General features: G+C 55.6%; 26 protein-coding genes and 1 tRNA gene. 11 read left to right on the forward strand and 16 right to left on the reverse strand.

The window, feature by feature from the left end:
• Window positions 1-82: 82 nt before the first annotated feature.
• From uraH to hpxU, 9 genes are all read right to left on the reverse strand, one after another.
• The gene (gene uraH, locus B880_RS0113735; RefSeq protein ID WP_017348005.1) at window positions 83-418 is read right to left on the reverse strand and encodes a hydroxyisourate hydrolase; all 336 of its coding nucleotides are present in this window, start codon (window positions 416-418) and stop codon (window positions 83-85) included.
• Window positions 415-909: a 2-oxo-4-hydroxy-4-carboxy-5-ureidoimidazoline decarboxylase gene (gene uraD / locus B880_RS0113740; RefSeq protein ID WP_017348006.1), complete on the reverse strand. Its 495-nt coding sequence runs from the start codon at window positions 907-909 to the stop codon at window positions 415-417. The genes uraH and uraD overlap by 4 nt, the downstream gene beginning before the upstream one ends.
• Window positions 910-918: 9 nt before the next feature.
• Complete coding sequence (hpxK, locus tag B880_RS0113745; RefSeq protein WP_026042639.1) at window positions 919-2,178, reverse strand: allantoate amidohydrolase; 1,260 nt, start codon at window positions 2,176-2,178, stop codon at window positions 919-921.
• The gene (locus B880_RS0113750; protein ID WP_017348008.1) at window positions 2,175-3,410 is read right to left on the reverse strand and encodes a pyridoxal-phosphate-dependent aminotransferase family protein; all 1,236 of its coding nucleotides are present in this window, start codon (window positions 3,408-3,410) and stop codon (window positions 2,175-2,177) included. Before B880_RS0113750 ends, hpxK begins: the two co-directional genes overlap by 4 nt.
• A gap of 25 nt (window positions 3,411-3,435) precedes the next feature.
• The gene (locus B880_RS0113755; protein WP_017348009.1) at window positions 3,436-4,167 is read right to left on the reverse strand and encodes an amino acid ABC transporter ATP-binding protein; all 732 of its coding nucleotides are present in this window, start codon (window positions 4,165-4,167) and stop codon (window positions 3,436-3,438) included.
• Window positions 4,148-4,804 (reverse strand): amino acid ABC transporter permease, encoded by a 657-nt coding sequence (locus tag B880_RS0113760; RefSeq protein WP_017348010.1) that lies wholly within the window; start codon window positions 4,802-4,804, stop codon window positions 4,148-4,150. Before B880_RS0113760 ends, B880_RS0113755 begins: the two co-directional genes overlap by 20 nt.
• Window positions 4,801-5,469 carry an amino acid ABC transporter permease gene (locus B880_RS0113765; protein WP_017348011.1) on the reverse strand — a complete coding sequence of 223 codons (669 nt, stop codon included), beginning with the start codon at window positions 5,467-5,469 and terminating at the stop codon, window positions 4,801-4,803. The genes B880_RS0113760 and B880_RS0113765 overlap by 4 nt, the downstream gene beginning before the upstream one ends.
• A 9-nt stretch (window positions 5,470-5,478) precedes the next feature.
• On the reverse strand, window positions 5,479-6,264 hold the full coding sequence (locus B880_RS0113770; protein WP_017348012.1) for a transporter substrate-binding domain-containing protein: 786 nt from the start codon (window positions 6,262-6,264) through the stop codon (window positions 5,479-5,481).
• Window positions 6,265-6,455: 191 nt separating this feature from the next.
• A complete protein-coding gene (gene hpxU / locus B880_RS0113775) occupies window positions 6,456-7,295 on the reverse strand; it encodes a MurR/RpiR family transcriptional regulator HpxU (RefSeq protein ID WP_017348013.1) in 840 nt (279 codons plus the stop codon).
• 132 nt (window positions 7,296-7,427) lie between these two features.
• Here hpxU and B880_RS0113780 point away from each other — a divergent pair, with 132 nt between their 5' ends.
• Genes B880_RS0113780 through hpxZ form a run of 4 tightly spaced genes read left to right on the forward strand, consistent with a single transcriptional unit; the run spans window position 7,428 to window position 11,026 of the window.
• A complete protein-coding gene (locus B880_RS0113780; RefSeq protein WP_026042640.1) occupies window positions 7,428-9,014 on the forward strand; it encodes a gamma-glutamyltransferase family protein in 1,587 nt (528 codons plus the stop codon).
• Between the two features lie 12 nt (window positions 9,015-9,026).
• Window positions 9,027-9,218 (forward strand): oxalurate catabolism protein HpxX, encoded by a 192-nt coding sequence (hpxX, locus tag B880_RS0113785; RefSeq protein ID WP_017348015.1) that lies wholly within the window; start codon window positions 9,027-9,029, stop codon window positions 9,216-9,218.
• Window positions 9,209-10,588 (forward strand): AtzE family amidohydrolase, encoded by a 1,380-nt coding sequence (locus B880_RS0113790; RefSeq protein WP_017348016.1) that lies wholly within the window; start codon window positions 9,209-9,211, stop codon window positions 10,586-10,588. The genes hpxX and B880_RS0113790 overlap by 10 nt, the downstream gene beginning before the upstream one ends.
• Window positions 10,589-10,642: 54 nt before the next feature.
• Window positions 10,643-11,026 carry an oxalurate catabolism protein HpxZ gene (hpxZ, locus tag B880_RS0113795; RefSeq protein ID WP_017348017.1) on the forward strand — a complete coding sequence of 128 codons (384 nt, stop codon included), beginning with the start codon at window positions 10,643-10,645 and terminating at the stop codon, window positions 11,024-11,026.
• A gap of 37 nt (window positions 11,027-11,063) precedes the next feature.
• Here hpxZ and puuE read toward each other — a convergent pair whose 3' ends face one another.
• From puuE to B880_RS0113810, 3 genes are read right to left on the reverse strand one after another with little or no spacing between them, the layout of a single operon-like run.
• Window positions 11,064-12,023: an allantoinase PuuE gene (puuE, locus tag B880_RS0113800; RefSeq protein WP_026042641.1), complete on the reverse strand. Its 960-nt coding sequence runs from the start codon at window positions 12,021-12,023 to the stop codon at window positions 11,064-11,066.
• A 32-nt stretch (window positions 12,024-12,055) separates the two neighbouring features.
• On the reverse strand, window positions 12,056-12,787 hold the full coding sequence (gene hpxA / locus B880_RS0113805; protein ID WP_017348019.1) for an allantoin racemase: 732 nt from the start codon (window positions 12,785-12,787) through the stop codon (window positions 12,056-12,058).
• The gene (locus B880_RS0113810; RefSeq protein WP_017348020.1) at window positions 12,784-13,506 is read right to left on the reverse strand and encodes a GntR family transcriptional regulator; all 723 of its coding nucleotides are present in this window, start codon (window positions 13,504-13,506) and stop codon (window positions 12,784-12,786) included. Before B880_RS0113810 ends, hpxA begins: the two co-directional genes overlap by 4 nt.
• 147 nt (window positions 13,507-13,653) lie before the next feature.
• On the opposite strand from B880_RS0113810, the gene B880_RS0113815 reads away from it, so the two are divergent.
• The 4 genes from B880_RS0113815 to B880_RS0113830 all read left to right on the forward strand — a co-directional run bounded on the left by B880_RS0113815 (window position 13,654) and on the right by B880_RS0113830 (window position 19,400).
• Window positions 13,654-15,132 carry an NCS1 family nucleobase:cation symporter-1 gene (locus B880_RS0113815; protein WP_017348021.1) on the forward strand — a complete coding sequence of 493 codons (1,479 nt, stop codon included), beginning with the start codon at window positions 13,654-13,656 and terminating at the stop codon, window positions 15,130-15,132.
• A gap of 162 nt (window positions 15,133-15,294) precedes the next feature.
• Entirely contained in the window at window positions 15,295-17,031 is a 1,737-nt protein-coding gene (locus tag B880_RS0113820; protein WP_017348022.1) for a glycerol-3-phosphate dehydrogenase/oxidase, read from the forward strand.
• Window positions 17,015-17,857 carry a class I fructose-bisphosphate aldolase gene (locus B880_RS0113825; RefSeq protein WP_017348023.1) on the forward strand — a complete coding sequence of 281 codons (843 nt, stop codon included), beginning with the start codon at window positions 17,015-17,017 and terminating at the stop codon, window positions 17,855-17,857. Before B880_RS0113820 ends, B880_RS0113825 begins: the two co-directional genes overlap by 17 nt.
• 55 nt (window positions 17,858-17,912) lie before the next feature.
• Window positions 17,913-19,400: an FGGY-family carbohydrate kinase gene (locus tag B880_RS0113830; RefSeq protein ID WP_026042642.1), complete on the forward strand. Its 1,488-nt coding sequence runs from the start codon at window positions 17,913-17,915 to the stop codon at window positions 19,398-19,400.
• 48 nt (window positions 19,401-19,448) lie between these two features.
• On the opposite strand, the gene B880_RS0113835 is transcribed toward B880_RS0113830, so the two are convergent.
• Window positions 19,449-19,525 (reverse strand) — tRNA-Asp (locus tag B880_RS0113835).
• A gap of 135 nt (window positions 19,526-19,660) precedes the next feature.
• Window positions 19,661-20,392 (reverse strand): DNA polymerase III subunit epsilon, encoded by a 732-nt coding sequence (gene dnaQ / locus B880_RS0113840; protein WP_017348025.1) that lies wholly within the window; start codon window positions 20,390-20,392, stop codon window positions 19,661-19,663.
• A gap of 55 nt (window positions 20,393-20,447) precedes the next feature.
• Here dnaQ and rnhA point away from each other — a divergent pair, with 55 nt between their 5' ends.
• Window positions 20,448-20,915 carry a ribonuclease HI gene (gene rnhA / locus B880_RS0113845; protein WP_017348026.1) on the forward strand — a complete coding sequence of 156 codons (468 nt, stop codon included), beginning with the start codon at window positions 20,448-20,450 and terminating at the stop codon, window positions 20,913-20,915.
• On the opposite strand, the gene B880_RS0113850 is transcribed toward rnhA, so the two are convergent.
• A complete protein-coding gene (locus B880_RS0113850) occupies window positions 20,897-21,634 on the reverse strand; it encodes a class I SAM-dependent methyltransferase (RefSeq protein ID WP_017348027.1) in 738 nt (245 codons plus the stop codon). The genes rnhA and B880_RS0113850 overlap by 19 nt on opposite strands.
• 39 nt (window positions 21,635-21,673) lie before the next feature.
• On the opposite strand from B880_RS0113850, the gene gloB reads away from it, so the two are divergent.
• Window positions 21,674-22,429 (forward strand): hydroxyacylglutathione hydrolase, encoded by a 756-nt coding sequence (gene gloB / locus B880_RS0113855; RefSeq protein WP_017348028.1) that lies wholly within the window; start codon window positions 21,674-21,676, stop codon window positions 22,427-22,429.
• A 71-nt stretch (window positions 22,430-22,500) separates the two neighbouring features.
• Window positions 22,501-23,889, forward strand: a complete 1,389-nt coding sequence (mltD, locus tag B880_RS0113860; RefSeq protein ID WP_026042644.1) for a murein transglycosylase D — start codon at window positions 22,501-22,503, stop codon at window positions 23,887-23,889.
• A 177-nt stretch (window positions 23,890-24,066) separates the two neighbouring features.
• Here mltD and B880_RS0113865 read toward each other — a convergent pair whose 3' ends face one another.
• Window positions 24,067-24,864, reverse strand: a complete 798-nt coding sequence (locus B880_RS0113865) for an endonuclease/exonuclease/phosphatase family protein (RefSeq protein ID WP_026042645.1) — start codon at window positions 24,862-24,864, stop codon at window positions 24,067-24,069.
• Between the last annotated feature and the right edge of the window lie 339 nt (window positions 24,865-25,203).

The following is a 25,203-nucleotide window of genomic DNA, read 5'->3' on the forward strand; positions in this document are numbered from 1 at the left end:
CATTATCTACATCTTCTTTATGAAGATATTTGAATGAACCAACGGATTTGATAGACAATAACTTAGAAACAGCGCTAAAAGCTTAGCTACCGCGATAAGTTGACCACGACCAGGGAGAAATAATAAACGGCAGATGGTAGTGGCTGCCGGTCGCGGCAATCACAAAATCGATTTGCGCACTGACGTACAGAGCATCACGGCCTGACTTCGCGAAATAGTCACCAATTTCGGCGATCAGCCGGTAATGACCGGGCGTCAGCGGCTCTGGCGTCAAATCTTTGATCCTGCCATCACTGTCTGTACAGCCCTGAGTTAGCGGTAGCCAGCCCTCTGGGCTGTTCTGCTCCAGCGAAACCGCCACGTTAATGGCCGGTTTGCCCAGCGCCGTATCGAGAATATGGGTGGTTATGGTGCTCACGTAATGCTCTCCTTAAGCCGCAGCAGGGTAATTTCACGCAACTGCTCCAGCGCTTCCTGCCGCTCACTGTCGTCATCTAAGCCCAGCCGGCGCTGCAACTGCGCCAGCATCTCCTCACCACTACGCCCTTTAGCTCGAATCAAAAATACCCGGCCAAAACGCGCTTCATAAGCCTGATTTCCAGCCGCCATCGCCTGCTTCAATGCGCTGTCTGCGTCACTCATCGCCGACTGCTCGCTGCGCGACAATGCCGCTTCTTTGTCTTGCCCAGCCGCGCGCTCGCCAATGCGCGGGTGTGCTGCTAACGCAGCAGTCAGCTCAGCAGCCTGCCACGACTGTGACAGCTCTGCTGCCGCACCCAGTAAGGCCGCCGGGCTGGCGTAGGGTCGCCCTTTTACCAGCGCCTGCTGCCACTCTGGCAGCGCAACACAGTGGGCAATCGCAGCCAGGGCTGCGTCTTGCGGTAAGGTATTGAATCGGGATAGATCCATTATAGTTCCTTAAGCCTGCGCCAACGCGCTCACCGTCTGTAAGTACGCCTGTACACCACAAGCCACATCCGCTGGCTGGACGGATTCATCAGGATGATGGCTAATACCGCGATGGTTGCGCACAAACAACATCCCTACCGGCCAGCGCTCGGCAATCGCGATCGCATCATGACCGGCCCCGCTTGGCAATGCCAGTGTCCGCCCCTGTACCTGCTCAACCGCCTGTCCCAGCGCTCGCTGCAAGGTGGGATCACAAGCCGTGGCGGCAATCCCGTAATACTCTGCGGCAGCAAAATGCACCCCACGGCGCTGGGCAATAATTTCCCCCTGCGCCAGCAGGGTGGAAAGCAACTGCGCCAGTGGCTCGTCCTGCGGGCCGCGAATATCCAGCGATAGCTGCACCTCACCAGGGATCACATTCACCGCCCCCGGCGCACAGCTTAGCGTCCCTACCGTTGCCACCAGCTGTGGCCCCTGCTGCTGCGTGGTCTGTTCGATGTACAGCATCCATTCCGCGGCGGCGGCCAGCGCATCTTTACGGTGGCTCATCGGCACCGTGCCTGCATGTCCGGCCTCACCGATAAAGGTGCAGTTTAGCCGCCGTGCGCCGTTGATCGCCGTCACCACGCCGAGCGCTAAATCTTCCTGCTCCAGACACGGCCCCTGCTCAATATGCAGCTCCAGGTAAGCTTTAATGCTGCTCACTTCACGTGCGGCCTGCGCAATGGTGGCACCATTCAGACCGGCATCTTGCAGCGCCTGCGCCACGCTAATCCCTGCGGCATCTTGCTGCTCTAACCAGCCCTGCGGCCAGGTGCCGCAAATGCCACGGCTGCCTAATAGCGTGATGCCAAACCGCGTGCCTTCTTCATCGCCAAAACCGATAATTTCTATTGCCAGCGGCAGGCGTATCTGCTGGTCATGCAGCCACTGCACGGTTTCAATCGCACTGAGTACGCCCAGCATGCCATCGTAGCGGCCTGCATTACGCACAGTATCCAGATGCGAGCCCAACAAGAGTGCCTGAGCGCCAGGCTCAGTGCCCTCATAGCGACCGCAGATATTGCCGACTTCATCCTGCCAGACGCGCATGCCCGCTGCCTGCATCCATTCGCCGACACGCGTATTGGCACGCAAATGCTCCGGTGACAGATAAACGCGGGTCAGGCCAGTGGCGCTCTCGCTGATCTCTGCCAGCGCATCGCAACGCGCCATCACGCGCGTTGCGGCCAACTGCGCTGCACTGGCGCTCATCAGGGGTGTCATCATGCCTGGCTCCCGTAGTGATCCCACGCCGCCTGCATTGCAGCCCCTTGTGGTGAGCGGAAACCAACGTGAGTGAGCACCGATTCCAGCGCACTCAGCGTCTGCATCACACAGTCTTTACGCGCGTTGTAGCCCATTGTCCCAATGCGCCACACTTTGCCGTGCAGCGGGCCAAACGAAGTGCCAATCTCAATGCCAAAGTCATTCAGCATCAGACTACGCACCTGGTCACCGTTCACACCGGCTGGGATCACAACGCCCAGCACGTTATTCATTTTGTGTTGCAGGTTGCCAAAGGTCTCCAGTCCCATGCCCTGAATGCCTTTGAGCAGCGCATCGCCGTGCAGCTTATGGCGGGCAATGCCGTTATCCAGACCTTCCTGCATCATCAGACGTGCGCATTCACGGGCACCGAACAGTGCCGTGGTGGCTTCAGTATGGTGGTTGAGGCGTTCCGGCCCCCAGTAGTCCATGATCATGCCGAGATCGAAATAGTTGGAGTAGATCATCTCGTCATCGCCGTCCTGATGATCGGCGGTACGGATCCCCTCTTCAACACACTTACGTTTGCGGATCACCGCTTCCATCGCTGGGCTCAGGGTGATCGGTGAGGTGCCCGACGGGCCACCCAGACACTTTTGCATCCCGGCGGACACGGCATCCAGTCCCCAGGCGTCCGTCTCTAACGCATTGCCACCCAGTGACGCTGTCGCATCGGTATAGAACAGCACGCCATACTTTTTACAGATCGCGCCCAGCTCTTCCAGCGGTTGCAACATGGTGGTTGAGGTATCGCCCTGTACGGTGAGCAGCAGGCGTGGCTGCACTTTTTTAATCGCATCTTCAATCTGGTCTGGCGTGAAAACTTCGCCCCACGGCACCTCAATCGTATGCACTTCCGCACGGCAGCGGCGGGCGATCTCACACAGCAAATGACCAAAGCGGCCAAACACCGGCACCAGTACTTTGTCCCCCGGACGAATAGCAGAGAGAAGGATCGCTTCAATGCCCGCGCGGGAAGTGCCGTCGATTAGCAGCGTCCAGCGGTTTTCAGTGCGGAATACACCACGGTAAAGCGCCATCACCTCGTTCATGTAGTGCGTCATGGCCGGATCGTACTGGCCGAGCAGTTGGCTCGACATGGCGCGTAACACACGCGGATCGGCGTTGATCGGACCTGGGCCCATCAGCAGGCGCTGCGGTGGATTGAGTTGTGCGAATTGGGTGATATCCATGGTGAATTCCTTGTAATCTGCGCGCTTACAGGCGCACGGTAGAGATAAACTGTTTCAGCTCTGCGCTCTGCGGATTGGCAAACAGCGTCTTGCTGTCGCCCTGCTCCCAGACGCGCCCCTGATGCATAAAGACCACGCGGTCGCCCACATCACGGGCAAAATTCATTTCATGGGTGACGAGGATCAGCGTCATGCCCTCGGCAGCTAACTGCTCCAGCACTTTCAGCACCTCGCCGACCAGCTCAGGATCGAGTGCGGAGGTGATCTCATCACACAGCAACACTTTAGGTGACATTGCCAGCGCGCGCGCAATGGCTACACGCTGCTGTTGTCCACCGGAGAGGTTAGCCGGATAGTAATTCAGGCGTTCACCCAGGCCGACTTTCTCCAGCATTCTTGCCGCCAGCTCGCGGCACTCCGCTTCGCTTTTCTTTAACACCCGACGCGGTGCCAGCATCACGTTTTCCAGGGCGGTCATGTGCGGAAACAGGTTGAAGTTCTGGAACACCATGCCCACCGAGCGGCTGATATCGCGCGCTTGTGATTCGCGATCGGTAATGGTCATACCGCCCAGCTTAATGCTGCCTTCCTGGTAGCCTTCAAGGCCATTCATGCAACGCAACAGGGTGCTTTTTCCTGAACCGCTACGGCCGATAATGGAGATCACTTCACCCATCTCGATATCCAGATCCACGCCTTTCAACACATGGTTAGTGCCGTAATACTTCTGTACCTGATTAATGGTGATGAGCGGCATTGAATTTTTTCTCCAGGAACTGGCTGTAACGCGACAGCGGATAACACATCAGGAAGTAGCCCAGCGCGACCAAACCAAACACCTTAAACGGCTGATAAGTCACGTTGTTAAGGATGGTGCCGGCTTTGGTTAGCTCAATAAAACCGATGATTGAAGCCAGAGCAGTGCCTTTTATCACCTGCACGGCAAAGCCCACCGTGGGCGCTATGGCGATGCGCATTGCCTGGGGTGCCACCACGCGAAACAGCGTTTGGCCGAAGCTCAGGCCAAGACAGCGAGACGCTTCCCACTGCCCTTTTGGCAACGCACGGATACTGCCGTACCAGATATCCACCAGAAAGGCGCTGGTGTAGAAGGTCAGCGCCAGCGAAGCGGCGGTCCACGGCGAGACATCAATGCCAAACAGTGCCACGCCAAAGAAGGCGAGAAACAGCTGCATCAGCAGTGGCGTCCCCTGAAACAATCCCGCATAAGCGCGCACCAGGCGCATCAGCCACGGCCGGTTTAGCAGACGTAAAAACAGCAGCGGCAAGGTCACTACCGTGCCGCCGAAAAAGGCCACCAGCGACAGTAGCAACGTCCAGCGTGCCGCCAGCAGTAGATTGCGCACAATGTCCCAATCGGTAAAGGTGCTCATGACGGCTGTACTCCTACCCACTTACGCCCGACCGCCATTAACAGCTGACGCATCGCTATCGACAACGCCAGGTAGATCAGCGTGGTCACCAGATAAACTTCAAAGCTCAAAAATGTGCGTGACTGAATCAGGCTGGCCGAGAACGTCAGCTCCTCATACGACACCTGCGACACCACCGACGAGCCCAGCATCACAATAATGCACTGGCTCACCAACGCCGGATAAATGCGCTGCAATGCGGGCGGTAATACCACTCGCAGGAAAGTCTGGCTGCGCGTCAGACCCAGTACGCGTCCGGCTTCCCACTGCCCCTTGGGAGTAACCTGAATCCCGGCACGAATGATCTCAGTGCTGTAGGCCGCGAGATTGATAATCATCGCCAGCAGCGCCGCTTCACCGGCCGTCAGCTTCAGGCCGAGATTGGGCAAACCAAACACAATGAAAAACAGCTGTACCACAAACGGTGTGTTGCGGATCAGCTCGACATACAGCCCCCATACACGGCTCAACACACTCGGGCGGCCACTGCGCAACGCCGCACCGAAAATGCCAAGGCTGACACCACCTATCGTCGCTAACAGCGAGATCTGCACCGTGACCCACAGGCCGGAAAGGAGTTCCGGCCAGTAGGGCAACAGGGCGGGAAAGTTAAGTTGCCCAATCATGCCCGCCCCTTACGCGCCGAGATTGGCAGGCAGCGGCGCTTTCAACCACTCTTCGGAGAGTTTGTTCAGGGTGCCGTCTTTGATACCCTGCGCAATCACCGCATTGAGCTTCTCCTTCAGCCCATCTTCATTCTTTTTCAGGCCGATGTAGCAAGGCGAGTCTTTCAGCATGAACTGCGCTACTGGCGCTTTCTGTGGGTTTTGGCGTGCAATTGCGGCCACCACCAGGTTCCCTGTCGCCACATATTGCACCTGACCAGACAAATAGGCCGACAGCGTGGTGTTGTTATCTTCATAGCGCTTAATGCTGGCATCTTTCGGCGCGACGCTGCTCAGTACCATATCTTCTACCGCACCACGCGTAACGCCGATGGTTTTTCCACTCAGCGCAGCGGCATCATTCAGCGCTTCACCCTGTGGGCCAAATACTCCAAGGAAGAAAGGCGCGTAGGCGTTGGTAAAATCAATCACTCGCTCACGCTCCGGGTTTTTCCCCATGCTGGAGATCACCAGATCGACTTTGTCGGTTTGCAGGTAGGGAACGCGGTTAGCGCTGGAGACCGGCACCAGTTGCAGTTTTACTTTCATCTGCTGCGCGATGTATTTCGCGGTGTCGATGTCATAACCCTGCGGTTGCAGATCGGTCCCGACCGATCCAAACGGTGGGAAGTCTTGTGGCACTGCCACACGAATCACACCCCGTTTTTCAATATCCTGTAACTGGTCCGCCAAGGCGGCTCCCGTCTGAGCCATCATCAGCGCTGCACCGATCACTGCCATCACGACTTTTTTCATTATGCACCCCGGTCAATAAACATGAAACAAAAGATTCTTGATCAAATCATTTGCAACTGTTGTGCCAACTGAAACAAATGACTCAGCACGCAATAGTTGCCTGTTTTACTGGGTATAAATAAAAAAACGGGCTAAAAGCCCGTCTCAGAGGTGTGAGTCATAATGGTGCAATGCACCAATTTAGCGCCCTGTTATCGCTGTTCCAGCTCATCTAACTGCTGATACAGGTGAGCGATCTGGTGAATTCTTTGCCGACCTTCCGTCAAAAGTTCGTGCAGTAATGCATTTGCCAGCAGGTTGATCAGGCTCATGGCGGAGGAGTAGCTGTCAAAAGCCGAAACGCTGTCCAGCGGGGCGCACAGCTGCCAGCGCGCCAGGTTCAACACGCTTTGCGCCTGCGGTTCACACAGCACCAACAGCGGGATCTCGCTCTGCTGTAACTGCTGCATCAGTGGGCGAATCAGGCGCGGACGGCGACGGAATGCCATCACAATCACCAGATCGTCCGGGGTAATATCCACCAGCTCTTCCGCCAGCGTCTGGCCGGGCTGCGGCAAAATGTGTACCTGCTGGCGCGCCTGTAACAGCTGCTGGCGCAGGTGCAGCGCGACCGGATAGGCGTTGCGCATCCCAATAATAAATACCCGTCTGGCCTGCGCCATCGCGCTTACCACCTCGGCAAACTGCCGGGCATCAATGTTATTGATCCACTGCGTCAGGTTGGCCATTTCCTGTTTGTAATGGCGGGCTAACAGCGTGTTGCCCTGCACCGCATCACGGTTATCCGTTAACGGCATTCCGCTTTGACGCAGAATACGCAGTTCATCGCGCATGTCTTTGTACTTCTCATAGCCCAGGCGCTTAAACAGCCGGCTCACCGTCGCCTTGGAAACCCCACTCAGACGCGCCAGCTCAGCACTGTTGTAGCTGATCAGGTCGTCAAAATGGTCGAAAACAAAGTCTGCAATCCGCTGTTCCTGCGGGGAGAGCTGGGAATAGTGCTCGCGCAGCCGTTCATCAAGTTGTTTCATCGCCGTTCCTGTAACTTTCGTTTCAGCACAACCTAGCATAAATTGATCCAGGTTGATGCCGGTTGCACATTTGCAGCAACCTGGAACAGCTCTTGCTTACTCACCCTGTCACCCTATGAAAAAGAGATCATCATGATTCAGAGTAATATGGCGCCGTTGGGCATGGCGGTCACACCTCATCATCTCGCCAGTGAAAGTGCCCTGGCGGTACTGCGTGAAGGCGGAAACGCGCTGGAGGCGATGGTCGCCGCTGCCGCCACGATTGCGGTGGTCTACCCGCATATGAATGGACTGGGCGGTGATAGTTTCTGGCTGGTGGTGCCGCCTCAGGGCGAGCCGATCGCCATTGACGCCAGTGGGGCCGCAGGCTCGCTGGCGCACCCGGATTTTTATCATGGTGAGCGCACCATTCCGCATCGTGGGCCAAAAGCCGCGCTAACCGTAGCAGGCACGGTCAGCGGCTGGGACGAAGCGCTGCAACTGGCGCAGGAGCTGGGCGGCGGAAGCCTGCCTCTGCCGCGCCTGCTGCGTGATGCCATCCGTTACGCTGCCGACGGGATTCCGGTCACAGCATCGCAAGCGGCTGCCACCGCCAGCAAGCGTGCTGAACTTCAGCATCAGCCAGGCTTCGCTGAGACCTACCTGCCAGGTGGCGAAGTGCCGCACCCAGGCAGTCGTTTCACCCAACCGGCGCTGGCGCGCACGTTGTCGCAACTCAGCGAAGAGGGGTTAGCCAGTTTCTATCGCGGCCCGCTGGCGCACCAGCTGGCGCGCGGTTTTTCTGCTTTGGGGATGCCAATCACCCTGGAGGATTTGCAGCAGCAGCACGCGCGTCGCACCAGGCCTCTGCATCTTAAACACAGCGAGGGCGATATCTGGAATGTCGCGCCTCCGACTCAGGGGCTGGTTTCGCTGTCTATTCTTGGGATCACCGACCACCTCGCGATGGCGCAAGCCGATGAGGCGCACACGGTACATCGTATTGTCGAAGCCACAAAACAGGCCTTCAGCCTGCGCGATCAACACATTACCGATCCACGCCACGTCACTGAAGATCTGCAAGCCATACTAGATGGCGATCAACTGGCGACCTTTGCCGCCGGGATCGATGACGATCGTGCCAGCCCGTGGGGCACCGGACGTGGACCAGGGGATACGGTCTGGATGGGTGTGATGGACAGCAGTGGGCTGGCCGTGTCGTTTATTCAAAGTATCTATCATGAATTTGGCAGCGGCGTGGTGATTCCAGATAGCGGGATCACCTGGCAGAACCGTGGCGCGGCGTTTAGCCTCGATCCGAATCACCTGCTGGCCTTAGCACCGGGTAAACAGCCGTTCCATACGCTCAATCCTGCTGCCGCGCGTCTGAAAGATGGCCGGGTAATGGTGTATGGATCAATGGGGGGCGATGGCCAGCCACAGACCCAGGCGGCGATTTTTACCCGTCACGTATTGCAAGGCGTGCCGCTGCAACAGGCGGTAAGTGCTCCACGCTGGCTACTGGGCCGTACCTGGGGCCAGAGCTCTGATTCGCTGAAGCTGGAGGGCCGTTTCGCGCCGGAGACAGTGGAGCAACTGCGCCAGCTAGGTCATGAGGTTGAGCTGCTGCCGGACTACAGCGAAGCCGTCGGCCACGCCGGTGCGATTGTGCGTCACATTAACGGCATGCTGGAAGGCGCGAGCGATCCGCGCAGCAACGGCAGTGCCGCCGGTTTTTGACAGGAGATAAACATGACACAGCAGACAGACTGGGCCGCCTATATCGCTCAGATGGAACAGATTCTTGACCTGGAACTCGACGAGTCACGCCGGGCAGAACTGCGGGTGCAGTTTGAACGTATTGCCGGGCTGGCCGCACCGCTGATGGCGGTCAAGCTGGACGACCGACTGGAAGTGGCGGGAGTGTTTAACCCATGCAATTAAGTGAGTTGTCATTACGCCAGCTACAGCAGGCCATCGCCAGCGGTGAACTGGCGGCACGTGAAGTGGCTGAGCAGACGCTATCCGCTATTGAGCAGCATAACCCGGCACTCAACGCCTGGACGGATGTCACCGGCCAGCGCATGCTGAAAGAAGCCAGCCGCATTGATGACCTGCGCCGCGAAGGCGGGCAACTGCCAGCGCTGGCGGGTATACCCTATGCGGTAAAAAATCTGTTTGATGTCAGCGGCTACAGCACGCTGGCCGGAGCCAGCCTGTTCAGCGATCGCCCTGCCGCACGCGCAGATGCGTTTGCCGTGCAGCAGCTACAGCGCCACGGTGCCACCCTGAGCGGTATGGTGAATATGGATGCCTACGCCTATGGCTTTACCACCGAGAACAGCCATTATGGCGCCACGCACAATCCGCACGATTTAGCACGCGTTGCCGGAGGTTCCTCAGGCGGTTCCGCCGCTGCGGTAGCGGCTGGGCTGGTGACGTTTTCACTCGGCACCGACACCAACGGCTCGATTCGCGTCCCCGCCTCCCTGTGCGGCATTTATGGCCTGAAACCGACCTTTGGCCGCCTGTCCCGCAGCGGTAGTCATCCTTTTGTCGCCAGCCTCGACCATATTGGCCCGTTTGCCCGTCGGGTGGATGACCTGGCGCTGGTCTATGATTGCCTGCAAGGGCGAGACGCCACTGATGCCTTCCAGGCCGATCGTGATGCTGAACCGGTGTTCAATTCACTGGTGCAAGGTCAGGAAGGCCTGCGTAGCGCGGTGTTGGGGGGCTTTTTCATCACCTGGTGTGACGATGATGCCCGTAGTGCGTTGAATATTGTCGCAGGTGCACTGCAAGCCACTGATGAGCTCACGCTGCCACAGGCTGAACTGGCGCGCTCGGCCGCCTTTATTTTGACGGCTGCTGAAGGCGGAAATCATTACCTGCCAGCATTGCGCCAGTCCCCGGACCGCTTTGAGCCGAACTCCCGTGAACGCCTGCTGGCCGGTGCGATGCTACCGGGCGCATGGTATGTACAGGCGCAGCGTTTCCGTCGTCACTTCCAGCAGCAGGTGCTGCCGCTGTTTGAACATTTCGACGTGCTGATTGCGCCCGCAACCCCTTGTACTGCACCGCTGATCGGCCAGGAGACCATTGCGGTCAACGGCCAGCAGCTCCCGACCAAAGCCAGCATGGGCATGCTGACCCAGCCCATCTCGTACCTCGGGCTTCCGGTGTGCACCGTGCCGTTAAAAACCGCCGGTGGCTTGCCGATTGGCATTCAGCTAATCGCAGCCCCCTTCCGTGAAGAAGATGCTCTGCGTGCCGCCTATGCACTGGAGCAGGCCGGATTAACCTTTCCGTATTAATGACACGCCCGAAGTCAGCGGATGCTGGCTTCGGCAATCCAGACAGGATGCAACATGACATCAGAACAGATTAACCACCCGCCGGTACTGGCTGAGGTGACAGACGCTTTTTATCGTTATGAAACGGCACTGGTCACCAACGATGTGGAGGTGCTGGATGAGTTGTTCTGGCACGATGCGCGCACCGTGCGGCTCGGTGCAGGTGAAAACCTGTACGGCATCGATGAGATTCGTGCGTTTCGCGCGGCGCGTCCGCCACAAGGGCTGGATCGCCAGCTTCGTAACACGGTGATCACCACTTTCGGTCACGATTTTGCCGTGTGCAGTACCGAGTTTACGCGTGAAGGTGTGGATAAAATTGGCCGTCAACAACAGACCTGGGTACGAATGCCCGCAGGCTGGCGCATTGTTGCCGCGCAAGTCAGCCTGATGAGCTAACGCTGACAGCCGCACCCGCGTGCGGCTGTTGGTCACACTACAGCTGAGGTGCCGGGTGATGCTTCACCCAATGATCGGCGATTTGCTGGCGAGTACAGATCCATACATCGTCGTGCTGCTGAATGTGATCGAGGAAGCGTTGCAGTGCTTTAAAACGACCCGGTCGGCCTAACAGGCGACAGTGCATACCAATCGACATCATCTTCGGCGCGCTTTCTCCCTCTTCATACAGCACATCAAAGCTGTCGCGCAGATAGGTATAAAACTGCTCGGCGGTGTTAAAGCCCTGCGGGGTGGCAAAGCGCATATCATTACACTCCAGCGTGTAAGGAATGATCAGATGCGGTTTTACCGTGCCATCCTGACAGGTCACCTGGGTCCAGAAAGGTAAATCATCACCGTAATAGTCGCTGTCGTAGGTGAATCCGCCCTGCTCCACCACCAGACGACGCGTATTCGGGCTGTCACGTCCGGTGTACCAGCCGGTTGGCGCTTTGCCAAACAGATCCATCAACACGTCTACCGCCTGCTGCATGTGCTGGCGCTCGGTTTTCGCGTCCAGCCCCTGGTAGTGGATCCAGCGCCAGCCATGACTGACCACATCATAGTCTGCATGTTTAATCGCTTCGACGATCTCCGGGTGACGGGCCAGCGCCATGGCTACGCCGAACACCGTTAACGGCAATCCGCGTTTTTGAAATTCGTTATGGATACGCCAGAAACCCGCGCGTGAACCATATTCATACAGTGAATCCATCGACATGTGGCGATCGGCATAGCTGGCTGCCCCGATAATATCGGACAGGAACTGCTCTGAACCGGCATCTCCGTGCAGCACGTTGTTCTCCGCGCCCTCTTCGTAATTGAGAACAAACTGCACGGCAATGCGCGCTTTATCCGGCCAGGCCGCGTGGGGCGGATTAGCGCCGTAGCCGATCAGATCACGCGGGTAGCTTTTATTGAAGCTGTACTCTTTCTTCTCTACACCATCAGTCATGGTTTCCGCTTCCTGTTGTGCCTTCATTTCCGTTAGTTTAGGTGTTCAAAAATCCCTGTGGCATTTTTTTGCAGTGGATAAGCCAAATCACCATGCTTGCTGGTACCGAAACCCAGCGCGACCAGCGACTCCACCATTTTGACCGCCGCACTGACCCCGTCGATAACGGGTAGCCCCAGCTCTTGCGTCAACTGCTGCGCCAGCGTTGCCATGCCACCACAACCCAGCACAATGGCACCGCTTCCATCACGCTGCTTAGCCTTGATGCACTGCTCACGCACTTTTTCCTGCGCCAGACCGCTGCCATCTTCAAGTGCCAGCACCGGCAGATCGATAGCGTGCAATGCCGCACAGTGGTGCGTGAAGCCATATTGCTGCAACAGGTGACGGGCGATAATCAGCGTGCGTGGCAAGGTTGTGACGATGGAAAACCGCGTCGCCACCAACGTTGCCGTGTGCATGGCCGCTTCTGCGATCCCGATAACCGGCCCGCTCGCCAGCTCACGAGCGGCCAACAGGCCTGGGTCGCCAAAGCAGGCGATCACATGCCCGCTCACCCCCTGTGCTTTGCCCTGTTTCACCAGATCCATCACGCCAACGGCGGCTATCGCTTCATCGGCATGACCTTCTATGGAAGGCACGCCGTGGCGCGGGGAAACCGCCACAATCTGCGTGCTGGCGGCCGCCACGCTTCTGGCCGCCTGTGCCATCGTTTCGGTCATCGCCTGGCTGGTATTGGGATTGATCACCTGAATGATAGTCATGGTAGTACGCCTTTATGACCGGCAAATAACCGGCTGAAATCGGGTAGCACATCGCCGCTACGCTCAAAGTGCAGCCCGGCGACAATGTCTTCAAAGTGGTGCTGCATGGCCGCCGTGAGTTGCACCAGATCTTTCTGGCGGAGTAACTCACACAGTCGATCGTGGTCGTTACAGCGGCAGCCGCGCTGCCAGGGTGCACCGTAGGCGGCGACAACCAGCGACGAACGCTGAGCCAGACCGGTGACCATTTCGGTCAGTACCTGATTCCCCGAAATCGCCTGCAGTTGAATATGGAAAGCGGCTGACAGCCGAATAGCAGCAGCACCATCGTGATGCAGATGGGCCTGCTCTTCCTGACTGATCAGTGCTTCAAGTGCCGCCAGGTGTGGCGGTTGCACATGGGCAATGACGGCAGGCAAGTTGGCGCACTCCAGCAATGAGCGGGTGGTAAAGATATCGCGCGCCTCTTCAACCGGCGGCGTGGCCACCTGCGCACCACGTTTGGGCGTCAGGGTGACCATTTGCACCGCAGCAAGGCGTTGCAACACCTTGCGAATGCCCGTACGGCTGACACCAAACACCTCTGCTAACGCCTCTTCTGGCAATTTACTGCCCGGCGGCAGCTGATGTTCGACAATCGCGGTCAGCAGCGATTGGTAGATCGTTTCATCCTTGTCTTGCCCTGTTGGCGCGGCCTTCTCGCCGTTTTCAAGCTTCATAAACTGCTCCCGTGAATGCATGCATGGTGAACATCGTATACGGTAATTAAATTTTTTGTATACAAAAATCCCATTCTGGCCTGGATCCTGCAACACCATTACACACAGTGATTAATTTCCCTCTGTTGGATAACAGGAGCAGGTTTCATGCCAAATCATACTGATAACTCACACGCTGCCAGCGCACACTACAGTCCGCGTCTGTGTAATGAAGATCTCGCCCCCACCCAGGACAAGAACTGGACGTGGTACAACATTTTTTCCTTCTGGATGTCTGATGTACACAGCATGGGCGGCTATATGGTTGCCGCGAGTTTCTTCACATTGGGTCTGGCGAGCTGGCAGGTGCTGCTGTGCTTGCTGGTGGGGATCTGCATTGTTCAGCTATGCGCTAACTTAGTGGCAAAACCGAGCCAAATCGCCGGCGTGCCTTATGCCGTCGTGTGCCGTCAGGCTTTCGGAGTGTTTGGTGCCAATATTCCTGCGGTGATCCGAGGGCTGATCGCCTTTGCCTGGTACGGCATTCAAACCTATCTGGCGGCGAATGCCCTGATGCTGGTCCTGCTGAAATTCTTCCCAGGCCTCGCCACGCTGACCCACAGCAGTTGGCTGGGCCTTAGCGCACTGGGCTGGTGCTGCTTTGGTGTGATGTGGCTGTTGCAGGCGATGGTGTTCTGGCATGGCATGAATGCCATCAAACGCTTTATCGATGTGGCTGGACCGGCCGTCTATATCGTGATGTTGGCACTGGCCGGATGGATTGTATACAAAACCGGTTTCAGCGGCCTCTCTTTGACGCTGGCCAGCAAGTCCCTGAGCGGCGGCGAGCAGACGTGGCAGATGATTACCGCGACTGCGCTGGTGGTCTCCTATTTCTCAGGCCCGCTGCTTAACTTTGGCGACTTTGCGCGCTACGGCAAAAGCATGGGTGAGATTCGCCGCGGTAACCGCTGGGGTCTGCCCTTCAACTTCCTGCTGTTTTCTCTGGTGACGGTGGTGATTGTCTCTGGTACGCAGAGCTTATTTGGTCACATGATTACCGACCCGATTGAAACAGTAAGCCGCGTAGGTAACGATCTGGCGGTCGCGATTGGACTGTTAACCATGATCACCGCGACAATCGGCATTAATATTGTCGCAAACTTCGTCTCACCGGCGTTTGACTTCTCTAACTGCTCACCGCAAAAAATCAGCTTCCGTGCCGGTGGCATGATTGCCGCAGTAGGCTCTGTGCTGCTCACACCGTGGAATCTGTTCCATTCACCGGAGTTGATCCACTACACGCTGGATGTACTGGGTGCTTTTATCGGCCCACTGTTTGGCATCCTGCTGGCAGATTTCTATCTGATTAAACGCAGCCAGATCTCAGTCGACGATCTGTTTGATGCCACGCCAAAAGGACGCTACTGGTATCGCGGTGGCTTTAACCCGAAAGCGATTGCCGCCCTGCTGCCTGCGGTGGCGATAGGGGTTGCGATCAGCTTTACGCCGGCGCTGCATGAGGTTGCCAGTTTTAGCTGGTTCATTGGCGTTGCCCTGGGGCTGGGCTTCTATCGCTTCCTTGCCCGTCATGAGCGTGAAGTGATTACCCAGGTTAAGCCCGTGCGCGCCAGCGTTACTGAGTAATCCACATTCTGAGCACGGCTGCCACTTGCCGTGCTCAAACATCATGTCCGCCCGATCATGTTCACATTTTAATAACATTACCCGCCGACTTTTTGGCCCTGTCGCCGCTTGTCTCTTATACCTGCTTAAGACATTATTTTTTTCTCTGGCAGGGAGCTGATTATGCATCACGGTAAATCTCGCGCCACACGGCTGGCCGAACTTCAGCTGCGCAATAAGGTGCCAGTGCTGATTGTTGGCGGTGGCATCAATGGCATCAGCACCTGGCGTGAACTGACCTTGCAAGGCATTCCGGCGGTGTTGGTGGAAAAAGACGACTGGTGCCAGGCCGCCAGCGGTGCGCTTTCGCGCATGATTCACGGTGGGCTGCGCTATCTGGAAAGTGGCGAATTTGGTCTGGTGAAAGAGTCGGTCCAGGAGCGCAATCGCCTGTTAAAAAACGCCCCGCATTATGTTTTTCCTCTGCGCACTACGGTGCCCATTGAGAACTGGCACAGCGGACTGATCAACGCCGTTAAACGCTTTTTCCGCCTGAGTGAGCGGCCGAGCCGCCGTGGCGCACTGCTGATAAAAACCGGCCTGATGCTCTACGATCTCTACACAGCGGGTTCATCATCAATGCCCAGACACCGGCTGTCTGGTCAGCAGGCTACGCGTGCGCGCTGGCCCGGCTTTGCCGACTGGGTGCGCTGTAGCGCCAGCTATTACGATGCCTGGATCAGCGCGCCGGAAAGACTCGGTATCGAACTGATTGAAGAGGGAGAGCAAAATTGCCCCGATGCACTCGCCCTCAACTATATGGCAGCTATCGGCATCCACAATGGTGCGATTGAGCTGGAAGATCGCCTGAGCGGACAACGTTTCCTGTTGCGGCCCGAAGTGCTGGTCAATGCCAGCGGCGCGTGGATTGATCAACTCAACACTACGCTGCAGCGCCCTTCGCACCTGATGGGGGGGACCAAAGGATCACATCTGATTTTGCATCATCCCCATTTGCTGACGGAGTTGGGCGATGAGATGGTCTATTTTGAAAACCAGGAGGGCCGCGTCTGTATTATGTTCCCGTGGTTTGGTCATGTTCTGGTGGGTTCGACGGATATCCGTACTGACGATCCTGACCACGCGGTATGTACCCCCGAGGAACGCGCCTACATTCTGAACTCGTTACGTTTTGTCTTCCCGCATTTTACCGTCAATGACGACGATGTGATTTACAGCTTCTGCGGCGTGCGCCCCCTGCCTGCCAGCAGTGCCAGCGTTAATGGCCGCATCTCACGCAATCATGCCATTGTGGTTCAGGAAGCCGATGCCCAGCAGCCTTTTCCCACTCTGAGCCTGGTGGGCGGGAAATGGACCACGTTCCGTCGCTTCGGTGAACAGGCAGCAGACGCGGTATTACTGCGCCTGAACAAGCCCCGCCTGCACTCCACTGAAGACCGCGCGATTGGCGGTGGCAGACAGCTCCCACAAGGGCCAGCTCGCGAGCAGTGGTTACAGCAGCTGGTGCGCCATTCCGCACTCCCACTCCCCCGTATTGAACAGCTGGTGCAGCGCTATGGCAGCCGCATTCTGTTGATGCTGCCGCTGTTGCAGCAGGATGACCAGCCCCTCCGTAGCCAACCAGATTACAGTGCCAGCGAACTGCTGTTTCTGACGCGTCATGAACACGTGATGCAGCTGGAAGACCTGCTGGTGCGCCGTACTTCACTGGCCATGAGCGGCACGCTTACGCAAACCACGATGGAAGAGATCAGTCAGTTGCTCGCCACCGAACTGGGCTGGAGTGAAACCCAGCGCCAGCAGCAAGTCGAGACCTGCCGCACCCGGCTGGAGCAACAGCATCAATGTGTCTTTAAACACCTTAATCTTCAGGAGATAGCGGATGTCACACCTCAGTAAAGTGCGCATGAACCGGTTGTTTCAGCATGGCAAATGCCTGGACGTGGCGATTGACCACGGTATTGCTAATGAACCGGATTTTCTGCTCGGCCTGGAAGATATCACGCAGGTGATGCGCAACCTGATTAACGCCCAGCCCGATGCCATTCAGGTGAACTATGGGCAGGCCGACTTACTGCAACAGCACGCGGGCAGCAAACCGGCACTGGTACTGCGTACCGATGTGGGCAATGCCTACAACCAGGCACGCCATCGCGAAATGTGGGCCGTGTTACATAACCCGGAAGCGCCGATCCTCGCGGCACTGCAACAAGATGCTGCTGCGGTGGTGGTCAATCTCTATCTTATCCCTGATGAGCCGGGCATCTTCCGTCAGTGTGTGGAGAACATTGGCCGTCTGCGCCATGCCTGCGAACGTTATGGGATGCCATTAATGATTGAACCTCTGGTGATGGCCCCTGCCGGACAAGGTGCCGCCTACGGCTCGCTGGGCGACGTGGAAAAAATTGTGCCGCTAGTGCGCCTGGCGCGTGAACTGGGGGCCGATATCATCAAAGCCGATCCTACCGATAACCCAGATGACTTCTATCGCGTGGTGGAAGCGGCGCGCTGCCCGACGCTGGTGCGCGGCGGGGGCAAAGGTGAAATAGGCGCAGTGTTAGAAAAAAGCGCCCGCCTGATGGCACAGGGTGCCAGCGGCATGGTGTATGGCCGTAACGTTTATCAACATCAAAATCCAGCACGGGTAGTACGCGCGTTGATGGCTATTATTCATCAAGGCGTAACGGGAGCAGAAGCCCTCGATCTCTACCTACGCAGTGAATAAATCAGCTCCCGGCGCTTAAGCGGTGCGCCGCATCAACAAGATTGCGGGGTTAGCCATGAGCCAGATTCTCGGCATTGATGCCGGTAATACCATGATTAAAGCCATACTGTTTGATACCAGCGGAAAAGTCATCGCGACCGGCGAGTGCGCAGGCGAAACCCATCAGCCGCAGGCTGGCTTTGCCGAGCGTCCGATAACGGATATCTGGCATGGCGTTGAGCAGGCCATTCAGCGCTGTCTACAGCAAGCTGGAGCAGGACGGGGCGAGATTATTGCTGTCGGGGCGACCGGACATGGCAATGGCCTGTATGCGCTGGATCGCCAGCAGCAGCCGCTGATTGGCATTCAGTCGATTGATAATCGCGCCATCGAGTTAGCCCATGAGCTGGCTGAGCCAGTGCGCAGCGCGGAAATCTATCGTCGATCCCTGCAACAGCCCTGGGCGGCCTCCACCCCAGTATTACTTAGCTGGCTAAAGCGCTACCAGCTTGATGTGTACCGCCAGATCGGTACGGTGCTATGCGCCAAAGATGTGATTGCCCACTATCTCAGTGGCGCATTTTCAGCGGACTATTCCGATGCTGCCGGTGCAGGGCTTATCGATTATGCCGTACGTGGCTACGATCGCGAGCTGCTGGCGCTGTATGAGATTGAAGATATTCTGCCTGCTTTACCACCGCTGCATGAGTCCAGTGACGTTATTGGCTATGTCACGCCTCAGGCCGCAGCACATACCGGCTTATTAGCTGGAACCCCCGTGGTTGCCGGGATGTTTGATGTGGTTGCCAGCGCCGTCGGATCGGGCGTGGTGAACTGCGGCCAGGCCTCAATTGTGGCAGGGACCTGGAGCATCAATCAGGTGGTGGTCGACAAGCCGCACTATCGTCGCCCCATTTTTATGAATTCGATGATTGAACGCGATCGCTTTATGGCGATTGAAGCCAGCGCCACCTCGGCGGCAAATCTGGATTGGTTTATTCGTGAGTTTGACGACGGGCGCGGCGGCCAGGGTGCTCAGCGCTGTAGCGACAGCGTGGCCCATGTCGCCCGATCATCACAGCTACCGCTCTATCACCCCTATTTATGGTCGGGCCGCAAAGGCGAATGTGCCAAAGCTGGCTTTTACGGACTCAGCGGCTGGCATACGCGAGCAGATATGCTGTTTGCCCTGTTTGAAGGCGTGACCTTCGCACATCACGCGCATATTGACCGTTTACGCGCGGCAGGTATCGACTTTCATCAAGTGACGCTCTCTGGTGGCGCGGCTCGCAGTTGCATCTGGCCACAAATGTTTGCTGATGTGCTGGCCATGCCTGTTCAGGTGGCGGAGTGCCAGGAAACCGGCGCGCTGGGTGCGGCAATTTGTGCGGGCGTCGGTGTGGGATTATGGCCAGGCCTGGCTGAGGGCGTTGCGGCAGCAGTTCAACTGCGGCCGGGCATCATTCAACCGGATGAACAGCACATCGCCTTCCATCAGGAGCGCTTTGTCATGTTTAAGCAGCTTGAGCAGGCGATGAGCGTACTGTGGCAAAAAGCCGGATAACAAAAAGCACAAAGCCGATTCATTTCTGAATCGGCTTTGTTAGATATTTGGCGGAACGGACGGGGCTCGAACCCGCGACCCCCTGCGTGACAGGCAGGTATTCTAACCAACTGAACTACCGCTCCGCGCTGTGTTCCCCGTCGAGAACGAGGCGAATATTAATCGTGAGTGCCGAACCCGTCAATGCTTTTTCTTCACCAGATGAATCACTTGCTTCTTTTTTCTTCTTTTCGTGCTTTTTATCTGCAATTACGCGCTAATTAACCGCGCCACAGGCAGCTACCGCCCTTTTTTAGTACCAGATCGAGACGTGACTCATGGGCCACCATTTCATCTTCACTAGCCTTAACCACACGCAAAGCGGAAGCAGAACGCACCACGCGCTGAATTTCATCCCCACCTGTCTGCTCGGCCCTGTCACTGTCATGGGCAAACACCAGTGACGTTTGCCCACCCGTCATGGTCAGGAAGACTTCAGACAGAATTTCGGCATCGAGCAGTGCGCCGTGCAAAGTACGTTTGCTGTTGTCTATTTCATAACGTGAGCACAGCGCATCGAGGCTGTTTCGCTTGCCCGGAAAGAGCTTACGCGCCATTGCCAGGCTATCGGTAACTTTGCAGAAGGTATCGGTTTTCGCGATGCCACGCTTAAGCAGGCTGAACTCGTAGTCCATGAAGCCGATATCGAACGAGGCATTATGGATGACCAGTTCGGCCCCACGAATGTACTCAAGAAACTCATCGGCAACATCACTGAAGCTGGGTTTGTCTGCCAGAAACTCATCTGCGATGCCGTGTACGCCAAACGCTTCCGGATCGACCAGACGATCTGGCTTGAGGTAAATATGGAAGTTATTACCGGTCAGACGGCGGTTGATCACCTCCACAGCGCCAATCTCAATGATGCGGTGCCCTTCATAGTGCACGCCGATCATGTTCATGCCGGTGGTTTCAGTATCGAGAATGATTTGGCGGTTATTTACAGTGCTCATGCTATCCGTTTATGTCAGACTTGGCGTTTTTATCAGTCGAGGAAGTCTACCAGAGATGCTTAAACAGGTAGAAATTTTCACCGACGGTTCCTGTCTTGGTAATCCTGGTCCCGGCGGTTATGGCGCAATTATGCGCTATCAACAGCACGAAAAAACCTTCAGTGCTGGTTTTCATCTTACCACCAATAATCGTATGGAGTTGATGGCCGCGATTGTCTCCCTGGAAGCACTTACTCAACCTTGCTCGGTCATACTGAGTACCGATAGCCAGTATGTGCGTCAGGGTATTACCAGTTGGATCCATAACTGGAAAAAACGCGGCTGGAAAACGGCCGATAAAAAGCCGGTTAAAAACGTCGACCTGTGGCAGCGTCTTGATGCCGCCCTCGGTCAACACAAAATTCAATGGGAGTGGGTTAAGGGTCATGCCGGCCACCCGGAGAATGAGCGCTGCGATGAGCTGGCTCGCGCCGCTGCATCTAACCCGCAATCTGAAGATATTGGCTACCGTCCGGAATCCTGATCGCTGCTTTCACGTAACTGGCGTGTCGCATTTACCGCAGGCCGCAATTGAGGCTGGCCCAGGGGCTTTTTAGCCTTGCCCGGTGTTAGCGGTAGCGTCCGTTTACGCGCCAGCACAATATTCAGGCAGCCAAGCGCGGGAAGATGAGCACTAATGAGCTTCCCGCCTTCCCGATGCCACGGCAGTACCTGAAAACGTGTCCGGTACACCACCTCATAATTAAGCAGGCTCAACCAGTCGAGCAAACGCATCTGGCTGAACATCCTACCGCTCCACGGTGCTTTACGCCCCACCCACGGCACCAGCTTGCTGATCCCGAGCAGGCTAAAGGGATTAAAACCACTGATCACCATCCAGCCATCATCAATTAATACGCGATCAACCTCGCGCAGCACCCGGTGAGGGTCCTGACTCCAGGCAAGCGTATGAACCAACAGACAAGCATCTACTGAACGGGACTCAAACGGCAGTTGATCCAGCCGGGCTATCACCTGCATCTCCTCACCTTCGGGCCCAACATTCACCTGATGTGAAATGGCGCAGTTTTCGGTATTGATCTCTGCGCTGAGGCTGCCAAGCTTAAGCATATGAAAGCCATAGAGCTTTCCGAGGTAAGGCTGGAGATTTTGCGTAAGAGCAGCACTGAAATAGTTTCCCCACGGCATATCGCGCCAGGAGACCGGGGCAGTCAGTTTCTGGCAAGTTTTTGCAGACTTCATGCTTTACTATTCTCGTTTTACGGCCTTGGAGAGGTGATTATGAATCTTACCAGCATTCCCGCGTTGCAGGATAACTACATCTGGACGCTGACAGATGACCACCAGCATTGCATCATTGTTGACCCAGGTGAAGCCCAGCCCGTTCTGGAAAAAATCGCCTCTAATGGCTGGTTGCCGGTGGCCATTCTCCTGACCCATCACCACAACGATCATGTCGGAGGAGTGGCAGAATTGCTGCGGCACTATCCACAGTTGGTAGTGTACGGTCCGGAGGAAACACGCAGCAAAGGGGCACAAAAAATCGTCACTGAGGGCGATGAATTTGACTTACTTGGCCTGAAATTCGAGGTTATTTCGACGCCCGGACACACTTTAGGACATATCTCATATTACAGTAAGCCTTATCTTTTTTGTGGTGATACGCTGTTTTCTGGCGGCTGCGGCCGTATTTTCGAAGGCACTCCGCAACAAATGTATGATTCAATACAAAAGCTTAGTAAATATGACGATGAAACCCTGGTTTGTGCCGCGCACGAATACACTTTATCCAATATGAAGTTTGCCAGTGCAATTATGCCGCAAGACCCACAAATTTTGGCGGAGTATCAGAAAATTAAGGACTTACGTGCTAAAAATGGCATTAGTTTGCCCACAAAACTGGGGCACGAACGGCAAATAAATTTATTTTTGCGCACACAAGATATTGATTTACAAAGAACTATTGGAGTTGATGCAGCACAACATCCCGTCTGGCAAACTTTTGCGGTTCTACGCGAGAAGAAAGATCATTTTTGATATTTCTGGTTGTGTTGAGGTAGTTCGTAACGTATAGTTGCTCGTCTTTTAAGCGAACTATTGACACACATATGAAGGCTAAAGCGATATTACTCGCCTCGGTCTTGCTGGTTGGATGTCAGGCATCAAGGAATGACGCCAATATCCCCGAACAGCATGCCCAGAGTCTGTCTTCAGCTGGTCAAGGTGAAAACGGAAAGTACGGAGAGCAGTTATTATCGCCGCGATGGCAGGATGATGGAACAGGCCTCGCAGAAGATACCGATCTCTGGAATTTCATTAGTGACGAGTTGAAGATGGGGATCCCGGAAAACAGCCGGATCCGCGAACAGAAACAGAAGTACCTGAAAAACAAGAGCTATCTCCACGATGTAACATTACGGGCAGAGCCGTATATGTACTGGATAGTCGAGCAGATACATAAACGTAAAATGCCGATGGAACTGGTACTGCTACCCATAGTGGAGAGCGCTTTTAATCCTCACGCGACATCAAGCGCCAATGCCGCAGGCATTTGGCAGATTGTGTCAGCCACGGGGAGAAACTACGGTCTTAAGCAAAACCAATGGTATGACGGACGCCGCGATGTGGTTGCCTCAACAAAGGTTGCGCTAGACATGATGCAACGTCTGAACAAGATGTTTGACGGCGACTGGTTATTAACCGTAGCCGCCTATAACAGCGGTGAAGGACGTGTGCTCAAGGCAGTGAAACAGAACAAGGCGCGCGGTAAGCCCGCTGACTTCTGGCATCTTTCTCTGCCACGCGAGACCGAAGTTTATGTACCAAAAATGCTGGCGTTGAGTGAAATCCTCAAAAACAGCAAGCAGTATGGCGTTAAACTGCCAACCGCGAACGAAAGCCGAGCACTGGCACGTGTTGAAGTAGGACAGCAGATCAAACTGACTCAGGCAGCCGAAATGGCTGGCATTTCAGTGAATAAGCTGAAGAGCTTTAACACCGGCTACAAAGGCAACGCAACCGCGCCAAACGGTCCCCATTACATTATGGTTCCCAAGGCAAATGTTGCTCAGCTACGTAGCTCATTAGCTTCAGGCGATATTGCAGCGGTACAGCCGACGCAACTGGCGAGTAATACGACGTCCAGCGGTGCAGGCAGCAGTTATAAGGTACGAAGCGGTGACACCTTGTCTGGCATTGCCAGTAAGCTTGGCGTCAGCGTAGCAACACTGAAACAGCAAAATAACCTGCGCAGTGCAGCTTTACGTCCAGGTCAGACTCTGACTGTTGGCGATAGTGGCACCAAGCTGGCTGATAACGGCAACAGCATCACCTATCGTGTTCGTAAGGGTGATTCTCTTGCCAGTATTGCGCAACGTCACGGCGTTAATATTAAAGACGTGATGCGCTGGAACAGTGTGCTAAGCAACGCGCATAACATCCAACCCGGCGATAAGCTGACGTTGTATGTTAATAATAGCTCAACACCAGATACCTGATGACGCGAAAAGGCTGACATTTGTCAGCCTTTTCTCTTTCTGCGTTCCTCTGTCTCTGTGGGATAGCCTGTTTTTATTTATCTTCCCTCAGCCAGTCTCACCTCTGAACGGTTCATCAGGGCAAGCACATCACGTTTTTCATCCTATTGTCATTCTGCCGTGCAGCCTTACGGCAAATCAGATGACGCCTTGAGAAAGGAATTCCACGAGTAAAGGATTATGGTCTGAGGCCTGTGTTACCAGCACAGACGCTTCACTGACTTTCATATCGCGATAGAACACAAAATCCAGCGGGCGGCCAAAAGCGGTGCGTCGATGATCGTGAGCAAACATGACCTCTTCCAACCCCATCTCCTGAGCAAAGCGGTACAGCGCATTGATACGCTGACGACTCCATGCATTGAAATCCCCTGCCATGATCACCGGGCCACGATGATGTACGATCTGTTCACCGATCGGCCCCAGTTGCTTGCTATAAACATCAATACCAAGACTAAAATTGATTGCATGGATGTTTACCACCATCAGCATCTCCCCTGTTGGCAGCGGATAGGCCGTGACTAAGGCTGATTTAGCCAGCCTCAACAGCGGCTCTCGCTCACGCAACGGGCAGCAATAGACGGGATGTGCCGAAGCCAGTGTCATGACGCCAGAGGGGTGCTGGGGCAGGACAAAAGCGGGCACCTGATCGGCCGCAAGGTAGTTGCTGGTGGCAAAGTGGATCAATTCAGGGGTGGTTTGTGCTTCCTGAAGCAGAACTAAGTGCGCATCTTTACCAAAGCCCTGTAACACTGACATCCAGTCGCTGCGCTGTTGTTTGAAAATATTCCACACCAGGACTTTAAGCTGCGGATGTGCAGGCAGAGGCGCTCCAGGTGGTAGTCCCTGCCCCATATGCAACATCGCATTAGGGGGAGAGATCCGTTCTGCTGGTTGTCCTGCCACATAACGCATGGCATAGGTTTTCTTTCGCACGTTTCCGCCTGGAGTTGGTGATAGTTGTTTCGCTCTTCCTGTTATAAGAGCTATGACACTGGCTTTCAATGGGCGTTCAGGAGATTCAGCATGATGTTTTGCGGATAATTAACCCGAAGTAACATCTGGTCTGAAGGAAAAGAGAGGAGAAGGCAAGCAGTATGGCGAGAATGTGCACTATGAAGTGCGGTTCTGGCAGTTAGCAGAAGCTTCAAAACAAGATCATGCTAACGATAAGCGGTGGTTACAGCTCTTAAAACATCACTTTAAAGCGCAAAATGAAAAAGCCCTGACATCTCTGTCAGGGCTATTCAATAAAGTGGCGGAACGGACGGGGCT

The organism is Pantoea sp. A4 (genome assembly GCF_000295955.2).
Lineage (GTDB): Bacteria > Pseudomonadota > Gammaproteobacteria > Enterobacterales > Enterobacteriaceae > Pantoea > Pantoea multigeneris.